Source organism: Achromobacter sp. CSND-B12 (genome assembly GCF_052906545.1).
Genome location: NZ_JBREGJ010000001.1, coordinates 916,057 through 939,665, shown reverse-complemented (window position 1 = coordinate 939,665; position 23,609 = coordinate 916,057). Strand labels below are relative to the sequence as shown.

At 69.9% G+C, this 23,609-nt stretch carries 23 protein-coding genes and 1 tRNA gene; 15 read left to right on the top strand and 9 right to left on the bottom strand.

Annotated elements, in window-relative coordinates:
* Positions 1 to 8: 8 nt before the first annotated feature.
* The 5 genes from ACUTAG_RS04185 to ACUTAG_RS04165 all read right to left on the bottom strand — a co-directional run bounded on the left by ACUTAG_RS04185 (position 9) and on the right by ACUTAG_RS04165 (position 2,845).
* On the bottom strand, positions 9 to 437 hold the full coding sequence (locus ACUTAG_RS04185; RefSeq protein ID WP_446649997.1) for a hypothetical protein: 429 nt from the start codon (positions 435 to 437) through the stop codon (positions 9 to 11).
* Positions 438 to 521: 84 nt separating this feature from the next.
* Complete coding sequence (locus ACUTAG_RS04180; RefSeq protein WP_006384599.1) at positions 522 to 788, bottom strand: hypothetical protein; 267 nt, start codon at positions 786 to 788, stop codon at positions 522 to 524.
* Between the two features lie 69 nt (positions 789 to 857).
* Complete coding sequence (locus ACUTAG_RS04175) at positions 858 to 1,700, bottom strand: PhzF family phenazine biosynthesis protein (RefSeq protein WP_446650454.1); 843 nt, start codon at positions 1,698 to 1,700, stop codon at positions 858 to 860.
* A 74-nt stretch (positions 1,701 to 1,774) separates the two neighbouring features.
* Complete coding sequence (locus ACUTAG_RS04170) at positions 1,775 to 2,404, bottom strand: LysE family translocator (RefSeq protein ID WP_038504060.1); 630 nt, start codon at positions 2,402 to 2,404, stop codon at positions 1,775 to 1,777.
* Between the two features lie 36 nt (positions 2,405 to 2,440).
* Positions 2,441 to 2,845: a VOC family protein gene (locus ACUTAG_RS04165; protein ID WP_020928694.1), complete on the bottom strand. Its 405-nt coding sequence runs from the start codon at positions 2,843 to 2,845 to the stop codon at positions 2,441 to 2,443.
* Positions 2,846 to 2,978: 133 nt separating this feature from the next.
* On the opposite strand from ACUTAG_RS04165, the gene ACUTAG_RS04160 reads away from it, so the two are divergent.
* A complete protein-coding gene (locus ACUTAG_RS04160) occupies positions 2,979 to 4,325 on the top strand; it encodes an aminotransferase-like domain-containing protein (protein WP_446649996.1) in 1,347 nt (448 codons plus the stop codon).
* A gap of 42 nt (positions 4,326 to 4,367) precedes the next feature.
* Here the strand turns inward: ACUTAG_RS04160 and ACUTAG_RS04155 are convergent, their stop codons facing one another.
* Positions 4,368 to 5,336: an AraC family transcriptional regulator gene (locus ACUTAG_RS04155; protein WP_024069705.1), complete on the bottom strand. Its 969-nt coding sequence runs from the start codon at positions 5,334 to 5,336 to the stop codon at positions 4,368 to 4,370.
* 203 nt (positions 5,337 to 5,539) lie between these two features.
* On the opposite strand from ACUTAG_RS04155, the gene ACUTAG_RS04150 reads away from it, so the two are divergent.
* The 4 genes from ACUTAG_RS04150 to ACUTAG_RS04135 are packed head-to-tail and all read left to right on the top strand — an operon-like array spanning position 5,540 to position 9,937.
* A complete protein-coding gene (locus ACUTAG_RS04150) occupies positions 5,540 to 6,010 on the top strand; it encodes a (2Fe-2S)-binding protein (RefSeq protein WP_049053983.1) in 471 nt (156 codons plus the stop codon).
* A complete protein-coding gene (locus tag ACUTAG_RS04145; RefSeq protein ID WP_045953267.1) occupies positions 6,010 to 8,298 on the top strand; it encodes a xanthine dehydrogenase family protein molybdopterin-binding subunit in 2,289 nt (762 codons plus the stop codon). Before ACUTAG_RS04150 ends, ACUTAG_RS04145 begins: the two co-directional genes overlap by 1 nt.
* 52 nt (positions 8,299 to 8,350) lie before the next feature.
* On the top strand, positions 8,351 to 8,923 hold the full coding sequence (locus tag ACUTAG_RS04140; protein ID WP_199870649.1) for a nucleotidyltransferase family protein: 573 nt from the start codon (positions 8,351 to 8,353) through the stop codon (positions 8,921 to 8,923).
* Positions 8,924 to 9,937 (top strand): XdhC family protein, encoded by a 1,014-nt coding sequence (locus ACUTAG_RS04135; protein WP_446649995.1) that lies wholly within the window; start codon positions 8,924 to 8,926, stop codon positions 9,935 to 9,937.
* A 36-nt stretch (positions 9,938 to 9,973) separates the two neighbouring features.
* Here the strand turns inward: ACUTAG_RS04135 and ACUTAG_RS04130 are convergent.
* A tRNA-Cys gene (locus ACUTAG_RS04130) sits at positions 9,974 to 10,047 on the bottom strand.
* Positions 10,048 to 10,214: 167 nt separating this feature from the next.
* Here ACUTAG_RS04130 and ACUTAG_RS04125 point away from each other — a divergent pair.
* The 9 genes from ACUTAG_RS04125 to ACUTAG_RS04085 all read left to right on the top strand — a co-directional run bounded on the left by ACUTAG_RS04125 (position 10,215) and on the right by ACUTAG_RS04085 (position 20,248).
* Positions 10,215 to 12,479, top strand: a complete 2,265-nt coding sequence (locus ACUTAG_RS04125) for an Orn/Lys/Arg family decarboxylase (RefSeq protein ID WP_148318578.1) — start codon at positions 10,215 to 10,217, stop codon at positions 12,477 to 12,479.
* Positions 12,480 to 12,589: 110 nt separating this feature from the next.
* Positions 12,590 to 13,885, top strand: a complete 1,296-nt coding sequence (gene ptsJ, locus ACUTAG_RS04120; RefSeq protein WP_026382841.1) for a MocR-like B6 salvage transcription factor PtsJ — start codon at positions 12,590 to 12,592, stop codon at positions 13,883 to 13,885.
* 188 nt (positions 13,886 to 14,073) lie between these two features.
* Positions 14,074 to 14,793, top strand: coding sequence for a glutamine amidotransferase (locus ACUTAG_RS04115; protein ID WP_148318580.1), 720 nt, complete (start codon positions 14,074 to 14,076; stop codon positions 14,791 to 14,793).
* Positions 14,772 to 15,008, top strand: a complete 237-nt coding sequence (locus ACUTAG_RS04110; protein ID WP_047991336.1) for a hypothetical protein — start codon at positions 14,772 to 14,774, stop codon at positions 15,006 to 15,008. Before ACUTAG_RS04115 ends, ACUTAG_RS04110 begins: the two co-directional genes overlap by 22 nt.
* A gap of 213 nt (positions 15,009 to 15,221) precedes the next feature.
* Complete coding sequence (locus tag ACUTAG_RS04105; RefSeq protein ID WP_006384197.1) at positions 15,222 to 15,431, top strand: hypothetical protein; 210 nt, start codon at positions 15,222 to 15,224, stop codon at positions 15,429 to 15,431.
* Positions 15,432 to 15,486: 55 nt separating this feature from the next.
* Positions 15,487 to 16,119, top strand: coding sequence for a UdgX family uracil-DNA binding protein (locus ACUTAG_RS04100; RefSeq protein ID WP_054443922.1), 633 nt, complete (start codon positions 15,487 to 15,489; stop codon positions 16,117 to 16,119).
* A 198-nt stretch (positions 16,120 to 16,317) separates the two neighbouring features.
* Entirely contained in the window at positions 16,318 to 17,442 is a 1,125-nt protein-coding gene (locus tag ACUTAG_RS04095) for a TRAP transporter substrate-binding protein (protein ID WP_020928681.1), read from the top strand.
* 149 nt (positions 17,443 to 17,591) lie between these two features.
* Positions 17,592 to 18,215, top strand: a complete 624-nt coding sequence (locus ACUTAG_RS04090; protein WP_006384200.1) for a TRAP transporter small permease subunit — start codon at positions 17,592 to 17,594, stop codon at positions 18,213 to 18,215.
* Positions 18,212 to 20,248: a TRAP transporter large permease gene (locus ACUTAG_RS04085; RefSeq protein ID WP_082405931.1), complete on the top strand. Its 2,037-nt coding sequence runs from the start codon at positions 18,212 to 18,214 to the stop codon at positions 20,246 to 20,248. Before ACUTAG_RS04090 ends, ACUTAG_RS04085 begins: the two co-directional genes overlap by 4 nt.
* On the opposite strand, the gene ACUTAG_RS04080 is transcribed toward ACUTAG_RS04085, so the two are convergent.
* Positions 20,225 to 21,343, bottom strand: a complete 1,119-nt coding sequence (locus ACUTAG_RS04080) for an FUSC family protein (RefSeq protein ID WP_070543107.1) — start codon at positions 21,341 to 21,343, stop codon at positions 20,225 to 20,227. The two genes, ACUTAG_RS04085 and ACUTAG_RS04080, sit on opposite strands and share 24 nt — an antisense overlap.
* A 205-nt stretch (positions 21,344 to 21,548) precedes the next feature.
* Here ACUTAG_RS04080 and ACUTAG_RS04075 point away from each other — a divergent pair, with 205 nt between their 5' ends.
* Complete coding sequence (locus ACUTAG_RS04075) at positions 21,549 to 22,052, top strand: ClbS/DfsB family four-helix bundle protein (RefSeq protein ID WP_053530720.1); 504 nt, start codon at positions 21,549 to 21,551, stop codon at positions 22,050 to 22,052.
* Positions 22,053 to 22,106: 54 nt separating this feature from the next.
* Here ACUTAG_RS04075 and ACUTAG_RS04070 read toward each other — a convergent pair whose 3' ends face one another.
* Positions 22,107 to 23,600, bottom strand: a complete 1,494-nt coding sequence (locus ACUTAG_RS04070) for an efflux transporter outer membrane subunit (RefSeq protein ID WP_446649994.1) — start codon at positions 23,598 to 23,600, stop codon at positions 22,107 to 22,109.
* Positions 23,601 to 23,609: the final 9 nt, after the last annotated feature.

Genomic DNA, 23,609 nt, shown 5'->3' with positions numbered 1-23,609 from the left:
GCCGTGGTTCAGCCCAGCCGCCGCAGCACGCGCGCCACCCGCGCGATGCCGCCCGTGCCGCTGGCGGCGCGGCCGACCAGCGTGGTGCCGGCCAGGGTCAGCAGCATGCGGCGCAGCGGCGTGCCGCCGCGCATGCCGCGCCGCGTGAGCCATACGCCCAGGCCCAGCACCGCCAGGTGCTCGCCGGGAAAGCCGGGGCGGGCGGCGTCGATCTCGCGCATCCGGCGCAGCCAGGGAGCGTTGGCGGCGCGTCCGGCCTGCGCGGGATGCGGATCGTCGGCGGTGGCATCGGCCGGTTCGATGTCCTCTTCCGGCACGGCGTTGCCCGGCGCCTGGCCGCGGGCGTCCTCCGAATCGGCAGGAGCGCGCGGCGCGGGCGCGGCGGGGGAAGGGGGCGCCGCGCGTGGCAGGCGCGGCGTCGAGTCGGGATGGGGCATGGCGGGCTCCTGGTAACGGGAAGGCGCGGATGGCCAGGCCCCGTTGCCAGCAAGCGGCGCTCCCGCGTCCGGCGGGGCGCCGGCTCAGAAGCGCGTATGCCTGCCGAACGGCTGCTCGGCGGCGGTCGGCTTGTCGAAGGTCGCGGTGTCGCCGTTCAGGTCCGCCACGTGGATCTGCGCCAGGCGGGTCGCTTCGTCGATGGCGGATTGGGCGGACGCAAAGCGTTCATCGATGGCGATGCGTTCCCTGCCCGGACCGGCGGCGGGGGAGATCAAGGTGTACCCGATGCGCCAGGCGCCGTCGTCGTGGACCGGGCGTTCGATCTGGAAATCCCATTTGGTGTTTTCCATGGTGCCTCCTGTGGTGCTTGCTGTCAGGTGCTTCCATGCTAACGCGATCGATCCGGCCCTCCCAACCGCTCAAACGGCCTGCAGCGTGCCGCTTACATGGATGCGGGTGTCGCCGCCGACCCAGACCTGGCCGCTGTCGTCACGCGATAGATGGACGCGGCCGCGCCGGCCCAGGCGCGTGCCCTGGGCGGCGACATAGTCGTGGTCGATCCATCCCTGCGCGAAGAACCACTGCGCCAGCGCGGCGTTCAGGCTGCCGGTGACCGGGTCCTCGACGATGGCGCCAGCAGGGTCGGAAAAGAACGCGCGCACTTCGAATGCGGCTTCGCCGCCCGGCGCGTGGGGGCCGATCACGCCGATGTCGACCGGCGTCGGCCAGCGTCCGGCCGGTTCGAGCGAGAGCACCTTCTCCGCCGACGCCAGCCGGATTCCCAGCCATCCCGGGCCGTTGTCGACCCAGGCCGCGGCCAGGATGTCGCGGGCCTCGATGCCCAGCAGCCGCCGCGCCTGCTCCAGTTCGTCCGCGTCCGGCGCGCCCGCGCGGATCAGCGGCGGGGCGGCGAAGGCCAGCCGCCGCGGGTCGCGCCGGATGCGCACCAGTCCGGCGCCGCACTCCTGCATGACGTGGGTATCGTGGCGCGGCGCATGTGCCGCCAGCCACGCGTGGCAGGTGCCCAGCGTGGGGTGGCCGGCAAAGGGCATTTCGCGGTCCAGCGTGAAGATCCTGACGCGGTAGTCGGCCTGCGGATCGGTCGGCGCGACCAGGAACGTGGTCTCCGACAGGTTGAACCAGCGCGTCAGGCGTTGCATGTCGGACGTCGACAGCGCGTCGGCGCCGCTGACGACCGCGACCGGATTGCCGGCAAGCGGGCTGGCGCCGAAGACGTCGACCATATGGACAGTGAGAGGCATCATGTCAGTGCGCAGTTCGATGAAAGGGAAGCCGCGCCGCGCGGCGCGGGCAGGGGAGGGCGATCCATGCGGGCTCAGCCGCGCGAGAACAGCAGCTTCAGCCCGGCGGCGGCGAACACGGCGGCGAGCGCGCCTTCGATGGCGCGCCGCGCTCGCGCGTACAGGGCCGCCATCGACGCGGTCGAGAACAGCAGCGCGTAGCCGCCGAACACGCCCACGCCCAGGGCCACGCAGCCGCCCACGATGGCCGGCAGTTCGTGGGCGGCGCCGTCCGGACCCATCCCGAGCGAGATGATGGCGGTCCAGGCCATGATGGCCTTGGGATTGCCGACGTGCATGAACACGCCCTGGCGGTAACGGGCGCCGAGTCGCCCTGTGCTGCCCGCCGCGCGCGGCGCCGCGCAGGCCGCGGCCGGCCGCAAGGCGGACCGGCCCGTGCGCGCGGCCAGGTACAACAGGTAAAGGCCGCCCGCGATCTTGAGAAGCGCCAGGGCCTGCGCATAGGCGTTGAGCACGGCGGCGATGCCGGTGGCGGCCAGCAGCGCCCAGAACAGCGAACCCGTGACGACGCCGGCCGCCAGCGCCAGGGCCGGACCGCGGCCGTCGCGCATTGCCGTGGCCATGATGGCCATGGTGCTGGGCCCCGGGCTGGCGGTGGCGATCAGATAGGTGCCATAGACCATGGCGAGGTGGCTGGCATTCATGCCGGCTTGCTCCGGGTGAGACACCGCCTTGCGCCCTCAGGGCAGCAGGTCGGCGCGGTGGACGATGTGGATCTTGTTGCCGTCGGGATCGCGCAGGTAGGCGCCGTAATAGCCGTTGCCGTAGCGCGGGCGGGGCCCGGGGGCGCCTGCGTCGGCGCCGCCGTGCGCCAGGCCGGCGGCGTGCGCCGCGTCGACCGCGCCCGTCGAAGGCGCCAGAAAGGCCGTCATGGCGCCGTTGCCCGCGCTCGCGGGTTCGCCGTCATAAGGGGTGTAGACGTAAAAGCGCGGCAGCGCGGCGTGCGCCGCGACCCAGCACAGCGCCGCCGGGCCGCCATCGGGCGAGACGGGGCGGCGGCGCAGTCCGAGCGGGGACAGCACTGCATCATAGAAGCGGCCTGCGCGTTCGAGATCGCGCGTGCCGACGGTAACGTGGCTGAACATGGGTTCCTCCAGGCCGGCCGACATCGCGGCCGGAGCATCCGGCAGCGAACGGGCGGGAGACTGCGGGATCAACGTTACACTATTGAAGACAGCAAAAAGTGTCATGTGACGCTTATTTTTGGAGGCCGCCCGGATGCTGCTGCAATCGCCCTGGATTCCCCGCCTGGCGAACATCGAGGCCAGCCCGGCCGAGCGCCTGGCGCTGGCGCTGGCCGACGATATCGTCGAAGGGCGGCTGGCCGGCGGCGACCGCCTGCCGGCGCACCGCGACCTGGCCAAGCGGCTGCGCATCGGCCTGGGTTCGGTGACCCAGGCCTATGTGTCGCTGGAGCGGCGCGGCCTGACGCGCAGCGTGCAGGGGCGCGGCACGTTCGTCGCAAGCCGGCAGGCGCCGGGCGACGCGGTAATCGACCTGTCTTCCAACGCCCCGCCGGCCGCCCTCGATGCGCGCGTGCTGGCGCGCACCCTGGCCGGCATCGCGCGCAGGATCGACGCCGACCATTTCAATCTCTACGCGCCGCCGGGCGGCCACCTGGAACACCGCCGCGCGCTGGCGCGTTGGCTCGAAACCGTCGGCCTGCCCGTGGAGGCCTCGCACCTGGTGTTGACCAGCGGCGCGCGCCAGGCGCTGTCATTGGCCATCGAACTGGCCTGCGGCCCGCGGGGGTTGCTGCTGACCGAGAGGCTCACGTATCCCGGCGCCCTGGCCCTGGCGCGGCGGCAGGGCTGCCGTGTGCGGGGCGTCGAGATCGATGGCGAGGGCATGGTGCCGCAATCGCTCGCCGCCGCGCTCGAGGCGACCCCGGCAACGGCGGGCCGGGCGGTCTACCTGACCCCGACCCTGCACAATCCGACGACCGCGACGATGGGCGCGGCGCGGCGGCGGGCCATCGTCGACCTTTGCCGCCGCGCGGGCGCATGGATCATCGAAGACGGCGTCTATTCGGTGGCGGCGCCCCATCTGCCGCCGTTGGCGGCCCTGGCGCCGGACCTCTGCCTGCACGTCAATGGCATGTCCAAGGCGCTCGGCCCGGGTTTGCAGATCGGCGCGCTGGCGCTGCCCGCCGCCTTGCGCGACGCGGCGCGGGAACGGTTGCGCGACCTGCCAGCGGGGCCGTCCGCGCTTGCCTGTGCCGTGGTGCAGGAATGGCAGGCCAGCGGCATGATCGCCGCATTGCAGCGCGACTTGCTGCATGAGGCGCGGCGGCGCGCCGGCCTGGCCGCGTCGATCCTCGGGACGCATGCCCTGGCGTTGTCTGCCGACGCCTATCATGCCTGGCTGCCGATGGCGAGCGCGGCGGCCCGGCGCTTCGTGGCCGCCGCCGCCGACAGGGGCGTGCGCCTGACGCCGCCGGAAAGCATGATGGTCGATGCCGCGGACCGCCGGGCGGGCGTGCGGCTCTGCCTGGGCGGCCCCGCTTTCGCGGACCTGGAGATGGCCCTGACGCGGCTGGCGGGCCTGCCAGGCCGGGCGGGATGAGCGGGGGCGTGCCAGGACCTGGCGCGGCGTGCGCCTGCCGGCTCAGGCTCCCACGACGTCCGCGGGCGCGGGCCCGGCCGGCCCCGGGCTGGCGCCGGGCTGTCCGCGCAGGGCCGCGATGTCGCGCTTGGGCGGCACGCCATACAGGCGGCTGTACTCGCGGCTGAATTGCGAGGGGCTTTCGTACCCCACCTTGAACGCGGCGCTGGCCACGTCCAGGTATTCGTTCAGCATCAGCCGCCGCGCCTCGTTCAGCCGCAGCCACTTCTGGTACTGCAGCGGGCTCATGGCGGTCAGCTGGCGGAAATGGTGGTGGAACGTCGGCGGGCTCATCTGCACGCGCGCGGCCAGGTCCTCCACCCGCAACGGCAGCGCGTAGTGCCGCTTCAGCCATGAGATCGCCCGCGCGATGCGCTGGCCCTGGCCATCCACGGCGGTGATCTGCCGCAGCCTGGCGGCCTGGTCGCTCATCAACAGGCGGTAGTGGATTTCACGCAGCACCAGCGGCGCCAGCACGGGGATGGCGTCGGGTTCGTCGAGCAGGGCCAGCAGGCGCGTGAACGGCGCCAGGATGGTCGGGGTTGCCGTGCCGATGCCGACACCGATTCCCTGGGCGCGTTCGCGCGGCGCCAGCGTGTCGCCCTGGGCGATGAGCTCGGCCAGGATGCGCAGGTCCAGCTTCAGCGCCAGCCCCAGGCAGGGGCGCTCGGGCGTCGCCGCGGTGACTTCCGAATCGCCGGGCAGGTCCAGTGACGTGATCAGGAAGCGTGAGGTATCGTAGGGAAATGCCTGCCCGCCGATCCACATCTGCTTGGCGCCCTGCACGACCAGGACGATGCTGGGTTCGACCAGGCAGGCGCAGGCCGGCGCCACCGCGTCGCGTCGGAACAGGCCCAGCCCCGCAATGGCGGTGTCGAAGTCGCCCGGCCCCGGGGTCCGTCCGCCGATGACGCGCGCCAGCGCCTGGCAGGAAATGTCATGATGCGCCGCCGCATCGGGTGTCAGTGTCATGGTTGGCCGCAACCTCCTGGGCGCACTGTACTCGCCCGGGAACGGCTTGCACACAAAGTCATCAATCCCTCATAGGATCAGGCAAGAAATTCAGCGAAATGCGCTACCAGCGATGGGCGCGATTGCGGAAAATGCTTGTGGGCAGGCACGCTGGACCGTCCTTGCCCGCTCCCCCACCCGCCACGCCCCATGAGGATCCCGCCATGACACGATTGCAAGTCAACGGTCAGCCCAAGGAAGTCTCCGTTCCCGACGATATGCCCCTCTTGTGGGTGCTGCGCGACGAGCTCGGCATGACCGGCACCAAGTTCGGCTGCGGCATGGCGCTGTGCGGCGCCTGTACCACGCATCTGGACGGGCAGCCGACCCGCGCCTGTGTGACGCCCGTGTCCGCCGCGGCGGGCCGGGCCGTCAGCACCATCGAAGGCATGGCGGCCGACCCGGTCGGGCGCACCGTGCAGCGCGCCTGGGTGGAAAACAACGTGGCGCAGTGCGGCTACTGCCAGGCCGGCCAGATCATGACGGCGGTGGGGCTGCTCAAGACCACGCCGGCGCCGACCGAACAGCAGATCGACGAGGCCATGAGCGGCAACATCTGCCGCTGCGGCACCTATCCGCGCATCCGCGCCGCCATCCAGCAGGCGGCCGCGCAACTGGCCCAGGGAGGCAAATGATGACGACCACGATGCAGGTTTCGCGGCGCGGTTTCCTCAAGGGCGGCCTGGGCGCGTTGACCCTGGCGGTGACCGGCAATGGCCTGGTGAGCGCGGTGTGGGCGGCCGACGAGCCCAAAAAGTATGGCGCCGATTCCATGCCGGGCGGCACGGTGGACGACCCGCTGGCGTTTGTCTCGATCGCGGCAGACGGCACCGTGACCATCGTGGCGCACCGCGCCGAGATGGGCACCGGGGTGCGCACCAGCCTGCCGATGGTGGTGGCCGACGAGATGGAAGCGGCCTGGGACCGGGTGCGGGTGGTGCAGGCCGACGCCGACGAAGCGCGCTATGGCAACCAGAACGTGGACGGCTCGCGCAGCGTGCGCCACTTCCTGATGCCGATGCGGCGCGTGGGCGCCGCGGCCCGGCAGATGCTGGAAGCGGCGGCCGCCGCGCGCTGGTCGGTGCCGCTGGCCGAGGTGCGCGCCACGCAGCACGAGGTCGTCCATGCGCCCTCCGGCCGGCGGCTGGGCTATGGCGAGCTGGCGGCCGACGCCGCCAAGCTGCCGGTGCCGGCGGGCGACGCGGTCAAGCTCAAGACCCGCGCCGAATTCCGCTATATCGGCAAGGACGAGGTGCGCCTGGTCGACCTGGAGGCCATCGGCAAGGGCGAGGCCATGTACGGCATGGACATGCGCCTGCCCGGCATGGTCTATGCCGTGGTGGCGCGCCCGCCGGTGGTGGGCGGCAAGCTGCGCCGCGTGGACAGCGCCAAGGCGCTGGCGGTGCCCGGCGTGCTGAAGGTGGTGGAGATTCCCGCCATGGCCGGCGCGCCGGCCTTCCAGCCGCTGGGGGGCGTGGCGGTGGTGGCCAGCAATACCTGGGCCGCGATGCAGGGCCGCGCCGCGCTCGCCATCGAATGGGACGATGGCCCCAACGCGGCCTACGACTCGGTCGCCTACCGCGAGACGCTGACCGAGGCCAGCCGCAAGCCGGGCAAGGTGGTGCGCGACCAGGGCGATGCGCCGCAGGCCTGGGCCAAGGCCGGCGAGACCGAGCGCTTCATGGCGGAATACCACGTGCCGCACCTGGCGCATGCGTCAATGGAGACGCCGGTGGCGACGGTGCGGATCCAGGACGGCGCGGCCGAGGTCTGGACCTCGGTGCAGAATCCGGCGGCCGCGCAGGAGGCGGTGGCCAAGCGCCTCAAGCTCAAGCCCGAAAACGTCAAGGTCCACGTGCTGCTGCTGGGCGGCGGCTTTGGCCGCAAGTCCAAGCCGGACTATGTCGACGAGGCCGCCATCGTGGCCCAGGCCATGCCCGCCGGCACGCCGGTCAAGCTGGTGTGGACGCGAGAAGACGACATCCACCACGACTACCTGCATACCGTGTCGGCCGAGCACCTGGAGGCCGTGGTCGGCAAGGACGGCAAGGTGCAATCCTGGCTGCACCGCAGCGCCGCGCCGACCATCGCGTCGCTGTTCACCGAGGGGGCCAAGGGCGAGCAGTTGTTCGAGTCGGCCATGTCGGCCATCAACATGCCCTACGTGATTCCGAACGTGCGGGTCGAAACGGCCGAGGTCGCCGCCCACGCCCGCATCGGCTGGTTCCGTTCGGTGGCCAACATTCCGCACGCGTTCGCGGCGCAGTGCTTCATCGCCGAGCTGGCGCACCGCGCCGGCCAGGACCACAAGCAGTATGCGCTGGACCTGATCGGCCCGGCCCGCCGCATCGATCCGGGCACGCTGGCGGACACCTGGAACTACAGCGAATCGCCCGAACGCTATCCCTACGACACCGGCCGCCTGCGCGGGGTGATCGAGGCGGCGGCCAGCGGCGCCAAATGGGGGCGCGAGCTGCCGAAGGGGCACGGCCTGGGCCTGGCGTTTTGCTACAGCTTCATGAGCTACACGGCCACGGTGGTCGAGGTGGCGGTGGACGAGAAGGGCGAAGTGCGGGTGGTGGCCGTGGACATGGCGCTGGACTGCGGCCCGCAGATCAAGCCCGAACGCATCCGCGCGCAGATGGAAGGCGGCGCCATCATGGGCCTGAGCCTGGCGCTGCTGGGCGAGATCACCTTCGAGAAGGGGCGCGTCAAGCAGAACAACTTCTACGACTATGAAGTCCTGCGCCATAATGCATCGCCGCGCGTGATCCGCACGCACCTGGTCAACGACGACCACGCTCTGCCGCCAGGCGGCGTGGGCGAGCCGCCGGTGCCGCCGGTGGCGCCGGCGCTGTGCAACGCCATCTTCGCCGCCACCGGCAAGCGGGTGCGCAGCCTGCCGGTGCGCAGCGTCGCTTAGGACCACCGGGGCAGACCGCACCGCGAAAAGAGCTGATTCCGCCATGCCGCCAATGGATACACCTGTCGTCATCGTGCTGGCCGCCGGCCGGGGCGAGCGCTTTGCGCGCTCCGGCGGCGCCCGGCACAAGCTCGATACGCCCCTGGCCGGCATCACGGTGTTGCAGCGGGTGCGGGATACGGTGGCGCGGTCGGGCCTGCCCTGCCATGTGGTGCTGCCCGGCGACGATCCGGCGGCCGGCATGGGCGATTCCATCGCCCGCGGCGTGCGCGCCACGCCGGGGGCGTCGGGCTGGCTGATCCTGCCGGGCGACCTGCCGCTGGTCGGCGCCGACAGCCTGCGCCAGGTGGCGCGGGCCCTGGCGGCCGCCACGGTGGTGCAGCCGTTCTGGAATGGCCGGCAGGGTCACCCGGTCGGCTTTGGCCGGCCCTGCTACGAGGCCCTGGCGCGGCTCTCCGGAGACACGGGCGCCGCCGCGGTGGTGGCGGCGCGCCGGCTGGCCGGCGAGGTGTTGGCGCTGGCCCTGGACGATCCGGGCATCGTGGCCGATATCGATACATTGGAAGACCTGGCGTGGGCCGAGTCGCTGCTTGCCGCCCGCCAGTCCCTGCAAGGAGCGGGCTGAATGGAAAGTGTGGATGTACGCGTGTTGCGCGCCGCGCGCGACTGGGCCATGGCGGGAGAGCGGGTGTTGCTGGCCACGGTGGCGCGCACCTGGGGATCGTCGCCGCGCCCCACGGGTTCGATGATGGCGCTGCGCGAGGACGGCCGCTGCGTCGGCTCGGTTTCGGGCGGCTGCATCGAGGACGATCTGGTGCTGCGCTATACCCGCGCCCACGGCGGCGCGGGCATGCCGCGCGCGACGCCGGAACTGGTGCGCTATGGCGTCCACGCCGACGATGCGCACCGCTTCGGCCTGCCTTGCGGCGGCACCCTGGAACTGCTGCTGGAGTTCGATCCCGACGTCGCCGCGCTGGACACGCTGGTGCGGCAGCTGGAATCCGGGCAGCTGGTCCGGCGCAGCGTCGACTGCGCGACGGGCGCGGTGACGCAGGCGCCGGCTTCGACGCCGCAGGCCCTGCATTTCGATGGCGCCACCCTGTCCAGCACGCTGGGGCCGCAGTACCGCATGCTGCTCATCGGCGCCGGCGCGCTGGCCGAGTACGTCGCGACCATGGCGCTGTTCAACGATTTCGCGGTCACGCTTTGCGATCCGCGCGTCGAGCACCTGGGCGCCTGGTCGGTGCAGGGCGTGCGCCTGACCACCGAGATGCCCGATGATGCCGTGCGCGCCATGCGTCCGGACACGCGCACCTGCATCGTGGCGCTGAGCCACGATCCCAAGCTGGACGACCTGGCGTTGCTGGAGGCGCTGCACAGCCCAGCCTTCTATGTCGGCGCGATCGGCTCGCGGCGCAACACCGACCTGCGCCGCCAGCGGCTGATCGAGCATTTCGACGAGACCGAGGAATCGCTCATGCGCCTGCGGGCGCCGGTGGGCCTTTACATCGGCAGCCGCACGCCGGCGGAGATCGCCGTCAGCGTCATGGCCGAGATCCTGGCCGTCAAGAATGGCGTGGCCTTGCCCGCCACGCTCTCGGTGGCCGTCGCCAAGACGCGCGAACCGCGCGCCGCCTAGCGGCCCCGCCGCTGCCGCGCGCGGCCCCCAATGGCCTGGAGGCGCGGGCTGGAATCGAACCAACCTGGACGGATTTGCAATCCGTCGCATGACCACTCTGCCACCGCGCCGTTACGTCCTGGTTTGTCCTGACGTGGATATAATTATGTCATAGGACAAAACAAAAGCAAGCGGAAAACCTGCATCGCATCGCGCCGTGAGGATTGCCGTGGCGCTGCGCCGTTGTCCTTGAAGCCGGGCTGCCCCGCGGGCGGCCATCCATCGATCGAGGACAACGATGCTGTTTCAATTTCCCATCGTCATCATTGACGAAGACTTCCGTTCCGAAAACACCTCCGGCCTGAGCATCCGGGTGCTGGCCGAGGCAATCAAGGCGCAGGGTTTCGAGGTGCTCGGCACCACCAGCTATGGCGATCTCAGCCAGTTCGCGCAGCAGCAGAGCCGGGCCAGCGCCTTCATCCTGTCGATCGACGACGAGGAACTGACGCATGGCGAAGGCCTGGCGCCGGCCTTGCTGGCGCTGCGGGAATTCATCGGCGAGGTGCGACGCCGCAATGCCGACGTGCCGATCTACGTCTACGGGGAGACCCAGACGGCGCGCCATCTCCCGAACGACATCCTGCGCCAGCTCCAGGGCGTCATCCATATGTTCGAGGACACGCCGGAGTTCGTTGCCCGCCACCTGGTGCGCGAGGCCCGCGCCTACCTGGAAGGCGTCAAGCCGCCGTTCCTGAAGGCGTTGCTGGACTATGCCGAGGATGGCTCGTATTCCTGGCACTGCCCCGGGCATTCCGGCGGCGTGGCCTTCCTGAAAAGCCCGGTCGGGCAGATGTTCCACCAGTTCTTCGGCGAGAACATGCTGCGCGCGGACGTGTGCAACGCGGTCGAGGAACTGGGGCAATTGCTGGACCACAACGGCGCCATCGGCGCGAGCGAGCGCAACGCGGCCCGCATCTTCAACGCCGACCATTGCTTTTTCGTGACCAATGGCACCAGCACCAGCAACAAGATCGTGTGGCATCACACGGTGGCTCCGGGCGATGTGGTCGTCGTTGACCGCAACTGCCACAAGTCCATCCTGCACAGCATCATCATGACGGGCGCCATTCCCGTGTTCCTGCGTCCGACGCGCAATCACTTCGGCATCATCGGGCCGATCCCGCGGGGCGAATTCGACGTCCAGGCCATCAAGGACAGGATCCGAGCCCACCCCTTGCTGCGCCACGTCGACCCGGAGCAGGCGCGTCCGCGCATCCTGTCGCTGACCCAGTCCACCTATGATGGCATCATCTACCATACCGAGACGATCAAGGCCGCGCTCGACGGCTATGTGGATGTGCTGCATTTCGACGAGGCCTGGATGCCGCACGCGGTGTTCCACCCGTTCTATGGCGCCTACCACTGCATGGGCCGGCGGCGGCCGCGGCCGAGCCGCTCGATGGTGTATTCGACCCAGTCCACGCACAAACTCCTGGCGGGGATCAGCCAGGCCAGCCATGTCCTGGTGCAGGATTCGATGACACGCAAGCTGGACCGCCACCTTTTCAACGAGGCCTACCTGATGCACACCAGCACCAGTCCGCAGTACGCCATCATCGCCAGCTGCGACGTGGCGGCCTCGATGATGGAGCCGCCGGGCGGCACGGTGCTGGTGGAGGAGAGCATCGCCGAGGCCATGGATTTCCGGCGCGCGATGCGCGAGGTCGGTTCTCATCTGGCCGCGCACGATTGGTGGTTCAAGGTGTGGGGACCCGACGCCCTGGCGCCGGAAGGCATCGGCCCGGCCGAGGATTGGATCATCCGCGACGAGGGCGACGGACAGGGTTGGCATGGGTTCGGGCCCCTGGCCGACGGCTTCAACATGCTGGATCCGATCAAGTCCACCATCGTGACGCCGGGCCTGGACCTAGCCGGCAATTTCGCCGCCGAGGGCATTCCGGCGGCGATCGTCAGCAAGTTCCTGGCCGAGCACGGCGTCATTGTCGAGAAGACCGGCCTGTACAGCTTCTTCATCATGTTCACCATCGGCATCACCAAGGGCCGCTGGATCTCGCTGGTGACGGCGTTGCAGCAGTTCAAGGAGGATTACGAGCGCAACCAGCCGATGTGGCGGGTGCTGCCGGATTTCTGCGCGAAACACCCGCGCTATGAAAACCGGGGACTGCGCGACGTATGCCAGTCCGTGCACGAGACCTATGCCGCCCACGATATCGCCCGCCTCACCACGCGCATGTACCTGGCCGACGTGACGCCCGCGATGAAACCCAGCGACGCCTACGCCTGCATCGCCCAGGGGCGCACCGAGCGGGTGGAGGTCGACCATCTCGAAGGCCGGATCACCACCAACCTGATCACGCCGTATCCGCCCGGCATTCCCCTGCTGATCCCCGGAGAGGTCTTCAACCGCACGATTGTCGAGTACCTGAAATTCTCGCGCGAGCTGAACCGCGAATGCCCGGGGTTCGGCACCGATATCCACGGTTTCGTGGAACTGCCCGACGAGGGCGGCAAGCCGCGCTACTACGTGGACTGCGTCGCGTAGCCGGCCGGGGGGCGCGCTTTCGCCGGCAAGGCAATCATGTCAAACTGGCGCATTGACTTCATGGCGCCATCGTTATGTCAGCGCCCTTGCCGGTATTGACCCAGGCCCATATGAAAATACAAGGAAAGACCGCCGCGGAGATCTTCGAGAGCGTGCGCGGCCTGCTGCAATCCGGATCGTTGCGGGCGGGGCAGGCGCTGCCGCCAGTGCGCGACCTGGCGATCGAGCTGGACGTCAACCGCAACACGGTCGCCGCCGCCTATAAACGGCTGGCGACGGCGGGGATCGCCTTGACCCAGGGGCGCCTGGGGACGATCATCCGCGACCCGTCCGGTCCCCGGGAACAGGAGGGCGCGCAGGCGGATACGCCGCTGGCGGACCTGGCCAGCGGCAATCCGGATCCGGCCTGGCTGCCCGACCTGACCGCGGCATTCGCCGCGCGCCCGTATGTGCCCCGGCTGTACGGCGAAGCCACCGTCAACCCGGGCCTGGAAGACTACGCCCAGGGCTGGTTCACGCCGGACTGCCCGGCCGCGTTCGAGATCAACCTGACGCATGGCGCGGTCGACGCCATCGAGCGCCTGCTGGGTTCCTACCTGGTGTCCGGCGACCGGGTGGCGGTCGAGGACCCGTGTTTCCTGAGCAGCATCAACATGTTGCGGGTTGCGGGCCTGCAGCCGGTCGGGGTGCCGGTCGACGCGGAAGGCATGCAGGCGCAGGTGCTGGAAGCGGCGCTGGAAAAGGGCGCGCGGGCCGTCATCCTGACGCCGCGGGCGCACAATCCGACCGGGTGCGGGCTGAGCGCGAAGCGCGCGCGCGCCCTGGCGCGCGTGCTGGCCCGGCACCCGCAAGTGATGGTCATCCTGGATGACCATTTCGCCTTGCTGTCCGAGGCCGCCTACCACAGCGCGCTGGCGCCGCAGACGCAGCGCTGGGCACTGATCCGGTCCTTCTCGAAGGCGCTGGGCCCCGACGTGCGGGTGGCGCTGGTCGCCAGCGATGCCGCCACCTCGCGCCAATTGCGCACGCGGCTGGCCTCGGGCACCGGCTGGGTCAGCCATCTGCTGCAGGACATGGTGGAAGTGACCCTGGGCCAGCCCCAGGTGGCCAGCCAGATGGCGCGGGCGCGCCAGGACTATGCCGCGCGCAGGCGGCAGCTGGAAGATGCATTGCGCGAGCAGGGGCTGCCCTGCCTGGAGAACGGCGACGGCCTCAATCTCTGGGTGCCGCTGGATACCGACGACCAGGCGGTCGCCCTGGCGCTGGCGCGCAAGGGCTGGCTGGTGCGGCATGGCGGCGCCTTCGGGGTCCAGGGCGGCATCAATGGACTGCGGATCACGCTTTCCGGCATGACGCCCGCCCAGTGCCGCAAGTTGGCGCAGGATATCGGGCACAGCCTGCGCTGAGCCACGGCGCGGCGCGCCATATCGGGTTGTCATTCAATGCTCGCGCGTCCGTGGCGGCCGCGCGTCGCTTGGTCGCGTCACGCTTTCTTTTTTGTCCCGGGTCTTGATAATATTTTGGCATAGGACAATAATAGCGAGCAACGCCACAGGCGCGTTGCCGCTACTGCCCATCCTGGAAGCCGACCCTCATGACCCTGAACGCCATTGCCTTGCGCCACGTCCACTTCGAAGACCTTGGCGTGCTGGAGCCGCTGTTGCAGGCGCGCGGCTACACCGTGAGCCATGTCGACGCGGCAGTGGAGGACCTGCCGGTGGCGGACGCGCTGGCGGCGGATCTGCTGGTGGTGCTGGGCGGGCCGATGGGAGCCTTCGATGAGCCGCGCTATCCGTTCCTGGCGCGGGAGCTGGAACTGGTGCGCGCGCGCCTGGCGAATCGGGCGCCGACGCTGGGGATCTGCCTGGGTGCGCAGCTCATCGCGCGGGCCCTGGGCGCCAACGTCTACCCGATGGCGGGCGGGCCGGAGATCGGCTTCGGCGCCCTGACGCTGACCGACCAGGGCCAGCGCTCGGCGCTGGCAGGCCTGCGCGATACGCCGGTGCTGCATTGGCACGGGGACCAGTTCGACATTCCGGCGGGCGCCATCCGGCTGGCGGGCACGGCGGCGGGACCGAACCAGGCGTTCGAGTACGGCGACAGCGTGCTCGGGCTGCAATTCCACCTTGAGGCCGATCTGGGCAACTTCGAGCACTGGCTGGTCGGGCACGCCTGCGAACTGGCCCGCGCCGGCATCGACCCGGCGACGCTGCGGGCCCAGGCGCCGGCAGTGCAGGCCGACCTGCGCGGCGCCGCCCGCGCCGTCTTCAACGACTGGCTGGACCGCATCGTATGCTCAAACACCGAATCGTGATTCACCGCCACGGCGAACTGCTGGGTCATTTCGATGCCAGCGCGCGCATGACGCGCCAGGCCGTGATGGAAATTCAAGGCCTGTTCAAGGCGGCCGACGGGTTCCGCTGCGAACTCTGGGCCGAGGCTGGCGAACGGCGCATCCTGGAAAGCGGGCCCGACGGGATCCGCGTGCTGGGCAGCGATACGTTGTTCACCCCCGTCGCGACAGGCTGATTGCCGGTCCGCGCCGCGGTGGCCGAGCGGCCCGCCGCCAGATCTCCGGCAAGGTGCGCGACTAGCGCAGCACCATGGGCGGGGCGGAAACGAACCGCAGCCAGGCGAGCCTGCGCGAGAACCTGCCGTAGCGCGGCACATCACTTGCTGCACAGGCCTGCCCGCCACGGCGTCCCGCCGTGGCGGCGAGCACACGCCTGCGAGGACGCCGCCATGAGCACCAAACCCCATTCCCACCAGGACTCCCCGGCCGACGCGCCGCACAAGCCCGTGCCTGAAAACGAACGAACCCTGTCGGACCGTCCGGCGGACCCGAACCGCAGTGGCGCCGGCCGCCAGATACCTCCGGGCATGGCCCCCGAGGACGTATGGGACCCGGGCCGGGCCACGCCCGGCGCGCCGCCGGTGGACAACCGTTCCTGACCTTCGGCCTCGCCTTGAAGGCGCCATTGCGTGCAAGCCCGATCGAGGAGACGGCATGAATGCCCACCCGCGGTCCGCCGATGACGCGGACGACGAGATCGACCCCGACCAGCACCCTCGCAAGCTTGCCGATTGCCGCCGCTGCGGCTTGTGGCGCAACGCCACGCAAGCGGTCGGCGGCGAGGGCAAGCGCCGCGCCACCATCATGCTGGTTGGCGAACAACCCGGCGACAAGGAGGACCTTGCCGGCCATCCCTTCGTGGGCCCGGCCGGCGCGCTGCTGGACAAGGCGCTGGAGCAGGCCGGCGTGAGCCGCGACGCGGTCTACATCACCAACGCCGTCAAGCACTTCAAGTGGCAGCTGCGCGGCAAGCGCCGCATGCACAAATCGCCGGCGCAAGCCGAGATCGCCGCTTGCGGCTATTGGCTGGAACAGGAACTCGACGACATCCGGCCGCGGGTCATCATCGCGTTGGGCGCCACCGCGCTCGGCGCGCTGGTGCCCGATCGCAAGCTGACCCTGAAGGCCGCACTGGGCCAGTCGCTGCGGCGCGGCAATACGCCGGTGCTGGTCGCGTATCACCCGTCATTCGCGCTGCGCAGCCCGGACCCCGAAAGCCGGCAAGCGGCGTTCCAGACCATTGTCGAGGCGTTGCGGCGGGCAGGACGCCAGGCCGGCAGGGCGTGAGGGCGCGGCGTCCACATGCCCTAGGGTAAATCCCAGCAAACAGCTGATTGTCAGCTTACGTTCAGGAAGGTTTAATCATCGGACGACGCGGCGGCCGCCCCAGGCCTCGACCCGACGTCGTATCGGCGCCGCGCCTCATGACGCCGCGAGCAGTAACTACAAGCTGGTCATGCATGCCCTTACAGGAGACAGCACACCATGCAACACGTTACGAAACCCCGCCGCAAGTTCATCTCGGGCGCGGCGGCCGCCGGCGCGGCCGCCCTGGCTTTTCCCGCCGTCACCCGCGCGCAGAACGCGCCGATTTCCCTGCGCTTCCAGAGCACCTGGCCGGCCAACGACATCTTCCACGAGTTCGCGCGCGACTACGCCCAGAAGGTCAACGACATGGCCGGCGGCCAGTTGAAGATCGAGGTGTTGCCGGCCGGCGCCGTGGTCAAGGCCTTCGACCTGCTGGACGCGGTGTCCGCCGGCACGCTGGACGGCGGCCATGGCGTGGTGGCCTACTGGTACGGCAAGAACACCGCCGTGGCGCTGTGGGGGTCCGGACCGTCGTTCGGGATGGATGCCAACATGCTGCTGGCCTGGCACGAATATGGCGGCGGCAAGGAGCTGCTGGTCGAGATCCAGAAGGCCATGGGCGTGAACGTGGTGTCGCTGATGTACGGACCCATGCCGACGCAGCCCTTCGGCTGGTTCAAGCGCCCGATCTCCAAGATCGAGGACGTCAAGGGCGTGAAGTTCCGCACCGTCGGCCTGGCCATCGACATGTACACCGCGATGGGCGCGGCCGTGAACGCGCTGCCGGGCGGCGAGATCGTGCCGGCGCTGGACCGCGGCCTGCTCGACGGCGCGGAATTCAACAACGCTTCTTCCGACCTGGCGCTGGGCTTCCAGGACGTGTCCAAGATCTGCATGCTGCAGAGCTTTCACCAGAGCGCCGAGCAATTCGAGGTGCTGTTCAACAAGGCCAAGTACGACGCGCTGCCTGAACACCTCAAGCACATCCTCAGCTACGCCGCGCAGGCCTCCAGCGCCGACATGTCGTGGAAGGCGTCCAACCGCTATTCCCAGGACTACGTCAAGCTGCAGAAGGACCACAACGTCAAGTTCTACAAGACGCCTGACGCCATCCTGCAGCAGCAGCTCAAGATCTGGGACGAGATGATCGCCAAGCGTTCGGCCGAGAATCCGCTGTTCAAGAAGGTGCTCGACTCCCAGCGCGCCTTCGCCGAACGGGTCGGCCGCTGGCATGGCGACACCACGGTCAATTACCGGATGGCCTTCAACCACTACTTCTCGCGCGGCGGCAAGACCGGCTGACGCCTTTGCCGCCGCCCGTCCCTGCCGGGGCGGGGCGGCGGCGTCCGCGTCGCCATGGCGGGTGCGCGCTCGCGCCGCCTGCGCCTGCCCGCCCACGGCGCCGCGCCGCGCGTGCGACGGGGCGGCGCACGTCTTCACCAGGACGTCCGATGATCCGATTCATCCGTTTCATAGACCGCATCTCCACCTTCGTCGGCAAGACCTTCGCCTGGCTCATCGTCATCCTGACCCTGCACGTATGCTGGGAGGTCGGCGCGCGCTACCTGCTGAACCAGCCGAGCGCCTGGGCCTTCGACCTGCAGATGATGTACTACGGCATCCTGTTCATGATGGCGGGCGCCTACACCCTGGCCAAGAACGGCCACGTGCGCGGCGACATCCTCTACGGATTCCTGCCGCCACGGGTGCAGGCCGGGCTCGACCTGATCCTGTTCATCGTTTTTTTCATTCCGGGCGTCATCGCGCTGGTGTGGGCCGGCTGGCACTACGCCGGCTATTCCATCGCCATCCGCGAGCATTCCTCGCTGATGGCCAACGGGCCGCCCATTTACCCGTTCAAGGCCTTCATCCCGGTGGCAGGGGCGTTCCTGCTGCTGCAGGGCGTGGCCGAGATCCTGCGCTGCGTGCTGTGCCTGCGGCGCGGGGCGTGGCCCTCGCGCGAAGAGGACGTCGAGGAGGTCGACGTCGACAAGCTCAAGGAAATGGTGCACGTCAAGGACGAGGACATCGCCAGGCTCGACCGCTACGTCAAATCCGGAGGGCCGGCGCAATGAAGATCAACAAGGCTCTGTGGTTCGGCCTGTCGTGCATCGGCCTGGTGCTGCTGATGATCGCCTTTCTCACGCCGTGGGACAACCTGGGCACCGGACACATCGGCCTGCTGATGCTGGCGCTGATCGTGGTGGCGATCATGCTGGGGTTTCCCACCGCGTTCACGCTGATGGGCATGGGGGTGCTGTTCACCTTCCTGGCCTACTACATGCAGAGCCATGACCCGGCGCGCTCGATGGGGCAGACGCTGGACCTGATGGTGCAGCGCACCTACGCCACCATGACCAACGACTCGCTGATCTCGATTCCGCTGTTCGTGTTCATGGGCTATCTGGTCGAACGCGCCAACCTGATCGAAAAGCTGTTCCGCAGCATGCACCTGGCGCTGGCGCGGGTGCCGGGCGCGCTGGCGGTGGCCACGCTGGCCACCTGCGCCATCTTCGCCACCGCCACCGGCATCGTCGGCGCGGTGGTGACGCTGATGGGCCTGCTGGCCATGCCGGCCATGCTCAAGGCCGGCTACAGCGTGCGCCTGACGGCCGGCGCCATCACGGCCGGCGGCTGCCTGGGCATCCTGCTGCCGCCTTCCGTGATGCTGATCGTGTACGGCGCCACCACCGGCGTGTCCGTGGTGCAGCTCTACGCCGGCGCGCTGTTTCCCGGCATCATGCTGGCGGCGCTCTACATGGTCTACGTCATCATCGTCGCCAAACTGCGGCCCGACATGGCGCCGCCGCTGGCCGAGGCCGAACGCGGCGTGGCGCTGCCGGCGGCCTCGACGACCCTGGCCAGGCAGGGGTATACGCGCGCGCTGTCGGGCATGCTGGCGGCCCTGTTCAAGGGCCGGCGCAACCGCGACGTGCCGCTCTCCTACCTGGCGCGCAACATGACACTGGCGCTGGCGCCGCTGGCCGCCGCCGGATTGCTGGTGGGCGCGGTCCACTACGCGGTGACGCAGCCCGAGGTCGTGTACGACATACCCGCCGAGCTGCGGCTGGGCTCGGATGAATTCCAGTCGGGGTTGAGCGAGCCGCCGCTTGGCGGGCTGGCGGAGCCGCCCACCGACGGACTGGCCGAGCCGCCGGCGGATGGATTGGCGGAGCCTCCCGCCAGTGGCGTGACCGAGCCTGCCGCCAGCGGGTTGGCCGAACCGCCCGGAACGGATGGCGGCGGCCAGGCCGCCACGGCGCCGGGCGCGCCGCAGCGGGCGGGAGCGGGCGCCGCGAGTGGGAGCGGCGCGCCCGCCGATACCGCGTCGACGTCCCCGACGGGCGGCGAGAAGCCCGCCCCGCGCGGCTTCTGGATCTTCCTTGGCGTCTGCGTGGCCGCGCTGGCCCTGTTCTACGGGCTGCTGACCTGGGCGCGGCTGGAGATCTTCAAGATGCTGCTGGGATCGTTCTTTCCGCTGGCGGTGATGATCGCCGCGGTGCTCGGTTCGATCGCCTTCGGCCTGGCCACGCCCAGCGAGGCCGCGGCCATGGGCGCGATGGGCGGCGCGCTGCTGGCCCTGGCCTATCGGCGCCTGAACCTGCCGGTGCTGAAGGAGTCGGTGTTCCTGACCGCCAAGACCAGCGCGATGGTGTGCTGGCTGTTCGTCGGCTCGTCGATCTTTTCGGCCGCGTTCGCGCTGCTGGGCGGTCAGCGCATCATCGAGGAATGGGTGCTGTCGCTGGGGCTGACGCCGATCCAGTTCCTGCTGCTGGCCCAGGTCATCATCTTCCTGCTGGGCTGGCCGCTGGAGTGGACAGAGATCATCGTCATCTTCATGCCGATCTTCGTGCCGCTGCTCAACGCCTTCGGCATCGATCCGCTGTTCTTCGGCCTGCTGGTGGCGCTGAACCTGCAGACGGCCTTCCTGTCGCCGCCGGTGGCCATGTCCGCCTTCTACCTGAAGGGCGTGTCGCCGCCGCACGTGACGCTGAACCAGATATTCCTGGGCATGATGCCGTTCATGGGCATCCAGGTGGTCGCGATCTTCCTGCTGTACATGTTCCCGGGCATCGGCATGTGGCTACCGACGGTGCTGTATCGGTGAGGAAGGGCCGCCGTGCCGACGCGCCTCCAGGCCCTGGCATACCGCGTCCAGTTCGCGCGTCACCTCGCGCCACGCCCAGGCGATAAGTGCCACCGTTTCGCGTTCGGCCGGCGAGAAGGCGCCGTGCTCGATGGCCTGCGCCAGCCGCGCCAGCGGCTCCGTGGCCGGGCAGGCCAAGCCCTGGCCGTTTTTCTCGCGTATCGCCCGTGCCAGGGCGTCGATCTGGCGGCGGGCCGCCCGCGCGACCTCGTCCAGCGATGCGCCCAGCCGGTTGCAGACGTTGTCCGTCAGCGTCAAGCGGCCGACCCGTTCGAGCAGGGGAACGGTCAGCCAGAGCTGCTCGATCCGCTCGTGCAGCCAGTCGGCCTCCCGGTCGCCGCGCGGGTAGCGCAGCCTCAGAGGACGCGCCTGGCAAGCCATGCTGGCGGCACGCCAGCGCGCCCGCGCCAGGGCCGGCTTGTCCTGCTCGCGTGGTCGCGGGCGGCCCTGGCCCAGCGCCCCCGCCCAGTCCACCAGCAGTTCGCCATAGCTTTCCAGCGAGGCTGCCATGTTGTAGCGCATGCTCGCGCGGGCCCACAGGGGCAGCACCGTGAAGGCCGCCAGGATGCCGGAGGTGGAGCCGACGCAGATCGCCAGCGTTTTGCTGGCCGCGCCCGCCAGAATGTCGTCATCGGGCGCGACGGTGAGAATGGTGGCCGTGACGAGGCTGTACCCCAGCCACGGCCAGCGTATTGACATGAACGCGGCCGCGCCGACGCTCGCCACGATGCTCCAGGCGATCGACAGGTTCATGGCCGCCGCGAGCAGGACGACGCCGACGCCCAGCGCCACGCCGGCCATCGCCCCAACGATCCGCGCGATTGCCTCGGTCACCGTGCCTTCGATGGTGGCCCGCACCACGAACAAGGCCGAAAACGCGCCCCAGGCCACGTCCGGCATGCGCTGCCAGGTCATCCACGCGTAGGCGAGCAGCACGGCGCCCACCGTCTGCAACGGCAGGCGCACGCCATCGCGCCCCAGCAGCATGCGCGAGCGCGACGCGCGCTTGAATAGATTCACCAGGATCCGGACGTGGCGCATGTCGCCGCTGTGCATTTCGCATGTCTCCCTGCCGGCCCTTCATTGGCGGACCGCCGGCGTTTCCAAGCAAATGGCGTGCCCGCGGCGGGGGCGAGATCATGCGCCCGGCCCTTGACCTTCCCATGCCGGCATCGTCCACACTGCCGGTGCCCTGGGCTGTGCCGCAAGCGCCCGGCCGCGGGACGGGCGGATGACCGCCGTGACCGGAGTGGATGGCTGGATGACACTGCTTACCCCGAAACAGGCGCTCCTGCGCACCCTGCACGCCAGCCACGGCAGATTCCAGGCGGCGATGATGGCGATTCCTCCAAGCCGCTACCGCCATGCGGTTGCGATCCCGGGGCCGTCGCGCTCGCACCTCAGCGCCGCCACGGTGCTGGTGGACATGATCGTCTGGAACACGATGATCCTGCAGCTGGCGAACGATGGAACGACCGGACCGACGGCGTCCTTCTACGGCGCGGCGGCGATGTCGAACCGCGTGGCGCGCCTGTCGCCGGCGTTCCAGCGGCGATTCGCCGCCGACGGCCTGGCCGACCTGATTGCGCTGGTCCAGGCTGGCCAGCAACGCATCATCGACAGCGTCGGGCAGCGTTGCGATGCGGCGCTATCCCGCCAGATGCCGGCCGCGGCGCGTACGCTCGGCGGGCTGATCGAGTTCCACACCGCAACCGCCTGCAGCCGCGCCTTGTCGCTGCTGCGGCGCTGGCAGCGCGCCCCGTAGCGGGAGGCATTGCCAGCGGTCCGGCGCGTCATCCCGGCGTACCGCGCCGCCGCGTCACCGCGACGCGATGGCCGCGTCCGCGCGCGGTGGTACGGTGGTCGCCGTCCAGCCGCCACCGAGCGCCTTGTACAGGTCAATCAGGTTGGTCAGGCGCGCCAGCCGCGTGCGCACCAGCGCCTGCTGCGTGCCGTACAGCGTGCGATGGGTCTCGAGCAATGCCAGCGAGTCGTCCATGCCCTCCCGGAAGCGCTGTTCAGCCAGCGCGTAGGCGTGCTGGCTGGCGGCGACCGATAATTGCTCGGCGCGGATCTGTTCGTCCAGCGTGCGCTTGCCCGCCAGCGCGTCGGCCACTTCGCGAAAGGCGGCCTGGATGGATTGCTCGTAGCTGGCGATCTCGATGCGCTTCTGAACGTGCGCCAGGTCCAGGTTCGCGCGCAAGGCGCCGCCGCGGAAAATGGGCAGCGTGATCTGCGGCAGGAAACGCCAGGCGCCGGAGCCGGCGTCGAACAGCCCATCGAGCGAAGCGCTGGCGGTGCCGGCCGCGCCGGTCAGGCTGATGGCCGGCAGAAACGCGGCGCGGGCGGCGCCGATGTTGGCGTTGGCGGCGCGCAGGCGCTGTTCGGCGGCGCGCAGGTCGGGACGCCGCGCCAGCAATTGCGCCGGCAACCCGCTCGGCAACGTGGCCGGCACGATGCCGTCGGGAAGCGTGTTGGCCTGGTCCAGTTGCCGCGCCAGCGCCGGCGTCAGGGGCTGACCCAGCAGCAACACCAGGGCATTGCGATCCCTGGCGGCCTGGCGTGTGTAGGCGGCGCGGTCTGCCTCGGCCGCCCGCAGGGTGATTTCCGCCAGGCGCAGGTCCAGTTGCGTCGCGTTGCCGACCCGCGCCAGCTGGGCCGTCAGGTCATAGGAACGCTGCTGGGTGGCCAGGGTGTCGGTCGTCAGGCGCAGCAGTTCCTGGTCGGCGCGCAAGGTCAGGTAGGCGGCGGCCACTTCGGCCACCAGGCTCATGCGCGTGGCGATACGGGTTTCATCCAGCGCCAGGTAGGCGGCCAGTTGCCTGTCGCCGAGACTGCGTAATCTGCCCCAGAGATCCAGCTCCCAGGCGGTGGTGATGCCGCCCGCATCGTAGCGACGGGCGATGTCGGCGGACCCTGTGGCGCTCAGGTCGGCGGGCAGGCGTTGCACCGCGCCGCTGGCCGCGGCGTCCAGGTTCGGCATCAGTGCGGCGCGTTGGATGCGGTAGAGCGCGCGGGCCGCTTCGACGTCGAGCGCGGCCTTGCGGGCGCCGCGGTTGTTGGCCAGCGCGATTTCGATCAGCTGCTGCAGGAGCGGGTCCTGGAAAAAATCGCGCCAGCCTAGGTCGGCGGCCAGGCGTTCGCCGGGCGTCGGCGGCGGGTCGGCCGCGTAGGCGTCGCCGCTGGGGTAGCTTGCGCTGATGGGCGGCGCCGGACGTTCATAGGGCGGCGCCAGCGTGCATCCGGCCAAGGCGGCGAGCGCGATGGGGGCAAGCAGCCGGGCGGCGCGCAGGGGCAAGGGAAAGTTTTTCATATCGACATT